The organism is Clostridium sp. (assembly GCF_051656525.1).
Taxonomy (GTDB): domain Bacteria; phylum Bacillota; class Clostridia; order Clostridiales; family Clostridiaceae; genus Clostridium.
Genome location: NZ_JBOGCC010000278.1, coordinates 109,552 through 117,768 on the forward strand (window position 1 = coordinate 109,552; position 8,217 = coordinate 117,768).

The window sequence follows — 8,217 nt, forward strand, 5'->3', positions numbered from 1 at the left end:
CCCTTTTTAAATTAGCCCAAATTTCTTCGGGCTTCCGGGTAAAGGCAGAGATATCCATTACATCTTACCGACTACGAGCTGCGCTGAGCAGAAGTCAGTGATGTATTCGATTACCACTTTCAGTTCGGCATCTTCAACCGACAGATTTGGTTCTTCCACCATAACCTGGTTGAAACGTGACGCCAAGTTATAGCAGCCAGTATGACCGTAGATGTCATTGGACACGATGTCGATGATCAGCTCTGCCAGATTGCTGATGGTGGCAAGTGTAGCACCACGCATACGCTCAGTGACTTTATCAACGATCATTGAACGGTTGATGCCTGGCGGTAAGTCGTCGGCAGATACATCGTGCAGATAAGCTGCGATTTCAGACAGGATTGATGAGCGCATGATACTCAGTCGGTTAGACTCAATTGCCTGCTGTTTAGAAGCATGGTATGATGCCCACGCACGCTCAGCCATTGCGCCTTTGGTAGTAGCCGATTCAGCAGTGAACACTGTACTTTCATTCAGCATCGCCAAACCAATCAGACGCTCTGGGGAGTTAGCCTGATTTTCATCCAGCCAGTCGTTATAGACATCAGACTCAACATAGATACGATGTTTTTTGTAATCGATATCTACGATCATCATGTTAGACTTCTTGTTGAGTTCAGAAGTCGATTTGTAGATAGCGACAGTCTTAGTAAGCGCACTCTTCAAAGTCGCACACATCTTAGACCATGAAGATGATGACAATCCAGTACCTTCCCACGGGTTGTCTTCGATCATGTAGATCATCAACAGTTGACACATGGCCAAGTTACGCATTTCGATAGTGTGTCGAATTGGACCGACAGTACCGACTGGGCCAAACACAGTCATGAACAATGCATTGATATCCATGCCAACACTATTCAGTGCTTCACGGAAAGTCTTATCCAGCTCTTTACTACCACTGGACATATGCTCGTACAGTGAGGTGCCGTCCGGCAACATTACCATAGGGTAATCACTGTTAACACGCAGTGCTGGTAAAATACCGTCACCTGCAGAAGCACGGCTCATGATGTGCTTAACGATCTTGGTTTCCCATACTGGCAGGAAAGAACCTTCGTAGATTTCCCACTCTTCGACAGGACGATATGCATCGTTAACAGAAGCATCTACCTTATCGATAAGTTTACGGATATCAGGAATAACCTTACCGCTAACAAACTTGATAGCGTCCAGCGTACAGGAGAATACAGCTTGTGCTGCTTCATCCATAGTACGGGAGTGCAGTGACATAGGTACGTGCGTTACGCCGTCACACTCAACTGGATCTTTGTTACCCAGTGGGTCCAGTGTCATATCTGCCAACCATGCATCGATGAATGAATCTTTGCTATCGTTAGGCATTGAGAACGCGGCAGACTTACTGGATGCCATAATAGTAGCCAGTACAGAACGCGGCATTGTAGCTACTGTAACGCGGTCAGCATACAGCAGTTCTTGGATTGGTGAAATTGCGTTTAAAGTAGATTCGGAGATCATTACCGGGTCCTCTTACTTGGCGTGTGCAGCGATAACAGACAGACGGATGTTGCTAGCGATACGCTGCGCAACGGTATCGGCAATCAGTTGACGGTTTACATGCGAGCCCTGCATAGTACGGACAGCATTACGACGAACGTAATATTCGATAGCGGAAGAAGCCAATTCGATTGCATTAGCAACCGCGGCGAAGTTTGCGTTACCAGTAACGTTGTTCATTTAAGACCTCGAATAATTTTGAGTGTGTCAGAACCAATATACATTGCAACAGTATTGGCGCAGCAGATACGATAGATACTGTTTACGATACGGTTGTCATTAGAAACCTTACCAAAAATGGCACCGACCTTTTCATCCAGCTCGGTTTTGATTTCTACCGGGTATACTTCACGGATGGTTGACTTCATCTGGTTGCCAAAAACAACCTTAGAACCACCAATTGCTGGAGACCAATGACTGATGTAAACGCGGATAAGAACCTGATCAACCTCGATAGGTGCACCAGCGATTCGCATAGTACCATCAACACGTCCAGTCGTCACTGGGATGTTAGCAATACCTGCTGCTTTCTTTCTGCGTCTGTCTGAAGCCATTGCTAATTTACGCACTGACTCAGTCATGTCTTCCAGCTCACCATTATAGAACACTTCAATTCGGTCAATCGTACCAGCAGTCTTGGCCTTAGGTGCTTGAGACTGAATCGAACGGAGTGTTTCAACGCTTTGCTCACTAAAGGCATCATTGCCAGCAGTCAAGGCATCCTCGATATAACACAGAATAGTATCTGCATTAACGTGGTCCCCTTCCTTAAGCATACGGTGAATCTCGTCCTTAGCACTAGCGACGATGTCACGCAATACAGTACCTTCGGTGGATAGCTTCTGCGATAGTTCCGGTGACAATGCGTTGGTATCTTCAAGAGTAACTTCGTGCTCCATGAATACCACGGTATCTACGGTACCCATCATCCAGTCAACTTGGTCTTTGTTCCAAATGTTTGGTCTAAAGTACTTAGAGTTGTAGGAGATTACTTTGCCTTTGTTGACTTTCTCCCCGATCTTAACGTTGGATACTAGGTCATGTGGATACACGTGACCTTCGTGATTACCAAAGTGTCGACCAACAGGATATGTTTCTTGATACTGCGATTTACCAGACCCGTATGTTACAGTGATTGCCATGTCAGTTATTTCAGTAACACGACCGTCATCAATTGCAACGTTTGCTTGTGTTGGACCAGTGTGGTGCGCAATCAGTGTCTCTGCGCCAGTCAATAATCCTGCACGACAGTAACCTAATGCTGAAGTAGTTGAACCGTACTGTGCACGATAGAACACCTGACGCTTACCATCGTCGAAATACAACTCCGGTGCAGTCATAGCAGCCATACTCATATACTGAGCTGGATTCAGATTACTTCTATCGATATCAGGACTGATGATACCATCGATATTGTTGATTTGAGCATCTGCTGCCAAATACTCAGTACTACCAGCATCACCGTTATCCACACCATCCCCAGAGATTACACCTAGGTTGTTGTGGGTATAACGTCGAGTAGGTTTTGTTAATGAACGACGAGAACGACCACCGGTACCACCAGCAGTAACAATAGATGTCTGCATAATGTAGTGCAGCGCATTACAGTCACTTACTGGAGCAACACTACCGTCGCTTTGAATACGATCCCATACTGCACGAGACTTGATATCAATCCGCTTACGAGAGTTCGATGGCTTAGACTGATAATCACGCATAGCACGAACAAGCTCATTGTACATAGCACCCACGATACGCTGGTGGCCATAAATGTGCTGTTCTTTCAGATCCATTTCTTCAGGATGGTTGTCATGCGCAATCAATTCAGAAGAACGATATAGCAATCCACGCCAAGTCAACGGCTCCTTCATCTTCTTAAGAATACGCAAGGTGATTGGATCGATAAACAAATCGTCCATGTGGTCTAACGTATTCAGGTAGTACGGCGGCATCTTATCTTTAGCGATAAGTACCTGATACACATCCTTGGTGTTCATATCCTTGAATGTGAACGGTGCCATGACTTTGATGTAAGGACGCAATCCATTACATACCAGTTCTTGACGACGTGTCCTTGGACTAACAATCAGTTTACAGTCAGCCAGTTTCAGAACAAACTCATCCTGCGCTGGCTTATAGCGCTCAGCTGGGTCAATCATACGGTGCTCAATCTTGAATAGATCAAGCATACCTTGCAGACCTTCGTAATAGCAGAATACCAGACCTAATGGTATCTCCTTATCGCTGACGGCCACAGTAGCCATCTCATACGGTGCCTTAGTGAGATCTATTTCCAAGAGCTCACATAGACTACCCATATGAGTAGACTCACCTTTAGACAGACGATAGACTTGGTTCTCAACGTCCATCCCGTAAACAGCATCCCCACGCTTACCAACTGGCAACAGGTTAGACTTAACCAGCTCTTTAACTGCAGCAGTGTCAAATACCTCAGGGATACGCTTATAGTCAAAGTAGAACTGAATACCTTTGGCTTTAAACTCACTGATTGCTGTAGAGATAGCCGCATAGTCACGCGGAGTCTGAACAGTACGGTCAAATACGTTAGAGTAACGTACAGATGTAACATTCAGATCTTTGTCGTTCTCGCCCATTGCACGGATGTTGTTAACCAGCCAGTTACCGTAGTTGTGAACCACTTTACCTGAACGAGTAACAAACGTTTTACCGTAGAACGATGTCAAAGCAACACAATCTGGTGCAATCTTACGGATTGGCAAATCAACACGCTGACGCTTCATTGAATATTCAACGTTGTTCGCACGGAAGGTACCGTAACGACTAACGTGTGGCATCACAATGCGTAATGGCGTGCGAGTCGAACCCTTGATGGTGGCTACTTCGATAGTATGCAATTCAGTATCGTTAGCAGCGTCCGTGATACGCTCAACTTCATAATTGAGGATTGGGAAACCACCACGTTGCAACGCCATAACTGTAGCGTTGATGTCCTTCTGCATAATCTCTTTGATATATTTACGGTCCATCTGACGTGTAGACGTCTTGGCCATAGACTTATCTAAGATGAAGTCATCATCAAACACAACCTCTTCTTTAAGCACCTGTTCTTCTTCGGTGGCTTCGAGGTTATCACCCAACAAACCCGGACCATTTGGGTTAGGCAGAGTTTTATAAGTGGCAGAAATCTCCTTGAAGGTCTCATACGCTTTGGCACTCATTACACCGGCTTCAATGTATTGACGACAAGCTTTGTCAACACACTCTTCCGGGGACGAAGGTCTAAATGCTTCACGTGCAATCTCTTCTGCTGTCCGAGTGAGGTTCTCAGTTTGTTTATCAGCAATAGTGAATGCCTGCTCTTCATCAATCGGAGCTTCTTCGTACGAGCTAAGTTCCTTCGCGAGAGATTCTTCATCGGAAATCTGTGTCTCCTCATCAACTGGGTCAGCACGGCCAATTACAACCTTAGCGTTCTGCAGTTCTTCCTCAGAGATATCTTCCAACTCATCAGCCTGCGCATTGTCATCCTTAAGGATAGCTTGCGTAGCGCTTTCAATCAGGTCATTCTTGCGACCTTCAGTCATCAATGCAACACATGTAGCGTATAAACGGTTCTGTGCTTGACGATCATCAATCAAACCACGTACTTTGGTTTCAGTAGCTTCAAAACCCAAACGTGTATTAAGCTTAGACAGAGACACATGCTCTAAACCTAATTTCTCACACAGTACATTGATTTGCTGCTCACCTTCAGGAGAACGGTAGCACTCACGACCAACCTTACCATCATAAGCAGCTAAGCGACGGGAACCAACCCCAGTACGCCAGTAGTTCAGTTCACCCAAGTTAAGGTTAGTGAACTTGTTGCCACTACGCAGAATCAGGTTGATCTCAATCAGGTCTTTGTCACCGATTATATTCATCAGTGAACGACTGCGGTCTTTACCTAACCAAGTCCACAGGTCAAGGAAGAGCAACTGCGCATCTTCTTTGATGTTCTCAAGAGTAACCATTGTCCGCTTGAATTCAGCAATACGCAAGTCTTTGATACTTGGCATTACTTCAGGCAGGTCAATGATAATGTAGTTGTTACGGTCGAACTTAGCAGCATCATGTGCTACTTGTGACCATACAGTTGAGTAGATGTTGCAATAACGATCGTACCAGCTCATCTGAGTGTGCTGATAACGATACATGTATGGCAAGTTGACATAGTTCTCAACCACCAGCGTCTTATCGTCCTGCTCAACAAAGTGCTCGTTCTTAAGAACACGCATACGGCGGTTAGCACGATGATAGCTAATCAGTTTAGGTTGCAGGTCAGAACGAATAACATCAATAGGCTTACCCTGGATATGGTCAGGATCATACTTAGTGATGTGACGCACCATAATCTGACGTTCAGACTTAACTAAGAACGGCAGGTTTTGGGAGGGACCCAAACTATCGGTCCCAGTTGGCAGCATGTGGATAATAGAACCACGTGGAAATTCAAGAGCGTTAATGTTAGCGATACGTGGTTTACCGAATTGCTCAATGCGAATAGCACTGAACATACGGTTAAAGTTACGCACCAGCATATACTCTAAACCTAAATTCTTTGGCAGGTTCATGACACACCTTTTACGGGTTAATTGGATCCGCTGTCAGCATGATAAGCACACGGTCAACAAGATCTTTGTTAGATGGGTCTACATTTAGCGCAGTATCTGACTTAATCCAAGTAACAGCTTTATATCTGTTCTTAGCACTCTCGGCTAGGGATTCGTTACTATACAAGAACTCAAGTGATCCGGTATCACCATCGAAGTCAGCAGCAAGGCCAGACAGTCTTGATGGGTGTGGCGACATAGTGGAGAAGAATTCTTCACACTCCCGTAATGGGAAGTCAGTCGCTGGGATTTCATGAGTAGTTGTCCAGTCGTCTGTAAGTTCTTTCATGAACGCAGTACGAGCTGTAGTAGTCAAACGCACCGAGGTTACATAACTTGAACCTGGTCCCGCAACAGGGAAACGCGTAAGAATACCATAGTACTTTCCAGAGGTGTGATAGATACTACTGTAGAGTAATTCAGCAAGTGTAATTGGTTTTACATACTTGCGATCCAAGTGTTTCGGTAAGTCATCAATGTCGTAGAAAACCTTGAAAGTCTTACCATCGTTATATATGAGAGCAAGGTAATGGCCTTGAATCTGCACCTCTTCGTGACGGATGTCAAAGTCACGGAAGCTTTCTATGATTTTGGCTATACCTTCATCTGTCGTGTACTTAACGTAATCTTCAGGTCTGACAGGCACAACTTGCCGTTTCAGAGTCTTCTTGTCGATAAGGTAAAGGCTACCTGCTGGACCAACACACTGTGCCAGATACTTAGTTCTGATAGCGTGTTGCATAACAGGTACCAGACCCTTCATGTATTGGAATATACCACATACAGTATCGAAAGGAGATACCTGATCAGCACGACCAAGAATAGGTGAAGAAGCACGCATTGACGACAGTACGTTTCGCGTACCGTTCGTTACCCGTCGTGAAGCCCATTTGCCACGGATATAACCCTTCTTACCATCGAAGATGTCGAAGAGCATTCCGTAGATTTCGTTAAAGGTGTTCTGGAGTGTCCACTTGGTAGAATCGAGTGCATCGGTGTTACCACGTGAATTCTCTGGGATTACCCGGGATGACGCAATGAGCTTACGATACAGTGGGTTGATTTCATGTTCTTGTTCCCGCACGCCTTCCTTGACATCCAAGTCACGGAGACCAGCAGGTAAGACGAGGACATAACGACTCAAGGCTATGTCGCGGTATTTCTCAAATACATCAATCGCCTGTTGGCGTGAGATAGATTTGTTTCGTTTCGGTTTCAGCTCTTTGTACTTAGAGAGAAAGAAACTATAACCGGTTGACGCTCCGGGGTCAGCTGGTTGAGCCGGTTCAAAGTCACATGTTGCAGGATCCCACGTTGCATAACGTGTACCCTTCATGATGTCTTTGTAAAGCTCTTTGAGGTCAAAGAGTGCTAGGGCAACAGCCGGACTAATGATCTCCGTTCCCAAATCAATATATGAGAACTGGGAAAGTCTTCGGTTGCTACCCAAGCTACCGAACGTTAACGTACTATAAAGACCATCCTGATGGAAGTCTTTACTCATACCATCAAACGTATCAAGTACCGTAGTTGGTCTCAATCGACCGACACGGGCCTTGTTGACGTTAAGAAGATAGATGTTGAAACCGCCGCTCATAAGAGGTCCCCTGATGGCTAAAAATAATGATGATGACGAGGATTACACGCTCGACCTAGAAGGACTAGATGACTTAGACCACGATGATTTTGATATCGATAGTATAAGCTCTGGTGCTGCTGACGATCGTAGTCCGATGACTCAGGCTGTTAATGCCGGATCTAAAGCATTGTTTGATTCCACATTAGGGAATCCCGCAGTTCGTGATGAGCTCATCACCGACTCATTGCCTACTCCATTTAGATCCGCATATCGAAAAACAGAATCAATAAAAGGCGAAATTGATAAAACGCTTGACCACCTTGAAAAAGAGGTACGGGAAAGTAAGCGTGATGCTAAAGCAGCAGCGCGTGCAGTTTTGCCAATGCTCAAACCATTTTTACCAGCATCTGTAACTCGGAAGGTAGCAGATCTCTCCAAGGAAGAGCA

Annotated in this window: 5 protein-coding genes; 1 reads left to right on the forward strand and 4 read right to left on the reverse strand. The window is 45.3% G+C overall.

Features of this window, described 5'->3' with window-relative positions; all coding sequences use genetic code 11:
• Nucleotides 1-57 precede the first annotated feature (57 nt).
• From ACRDDY_RS14155 to ACRDDY_RS14170, 4 genes are read right to left on the reverse strand one after another with little or no spacing between them, the layout of a single operon-like run.
• Nucleotides 58-1,518: a hypothetical protein gene (locus tag ACRDDY_RS14155; protein ID WP_438565595.1), complete on the reverse strand. Its 1,461-nt coding sequence runs from the start codon at nt 1,516-1,518 to the stop codon at nt 58-60.
• A gap of 12 nt (nt 1,519-1,530) precedes the next feature.
• Complete coding sequence (locus ACRDDY_RS14160; RefSeq protein ID WP_438565596.1) at nt 1,531-1,737, reverse strand: hypothetical protein; 207 nt, start codon at nt 1,735-1,737, stop codon at nt 1,531-1,533.
• Nucleotides 1,734-6,152 (reverse strand): hypothetical protein, encoded by a 4,419-nt coding sequence (locus tag ACRDDY_RS14165; protein ID WP_438565597.1) that lies wholly within the window; start codon nt 6,150-6,152, stop codon nt 1,734-1,736. The genes ACRDDY_RS14160 and ACRDDY_RS14165 overlap by 4 nt, the downstream gene beginning before the upstream one ends.
• A gap of 10 nt (nt 6,153-6,162) precedes the next feature.
• A complete protein-coding gene (locus ACRDDY_RS14170; RefSeq protein WP_438565598.1) occupies nt 6,163-7,788 on the reverse strand; it encodes a hypothetical protein in 1,626 nt (541 codons plus the stop codon).
• A 13-nt stretch (nt 7,789-7,801) separates the two neighbouring features.
• Here ACRDDY_RS14170 and ACRDDY_RS14175 point away from each other — a divergent pair.
• The coding region (locus tag ACRDDY_RS14175) for a hypothetical protein (protein ID WP_438565599.1) at nt 7,802-8,217 on the forward strand (416 nt) is incomplete at its 3' end.

Coding starts and splice junctions, on each gene's coding strand:
- ACRDDY_RS14155 (WP_438565595.1), bottom strand. CDS start 1,518: ATGATCTCCGAATCTACTTTAAACGCAATTTCACCAATCCAAGAACTG.
- ACRDDY_RS14160 (WP_438565596.1), bottom strand. CDS start 1,737: ATGAACAACGTTACTGGTAACGCAAACTTCGCCGCGGTTGCTAATGCA.
- ACRDDY_RS14165 (WP_438565597.1), bottom strand. CDS start 6,152: ATGAACCTGCCAAAGAATTTAGGTTTAGAGTATATGCTGGTGCGTAAC.
- ACRDDY_RS14170 (WP_438565598.1), bottom strand. CDS start 7,788: ATGAGCGGCGGTTTCAACATCTATCTTCTTAACGTCAACAAGGCCCGT.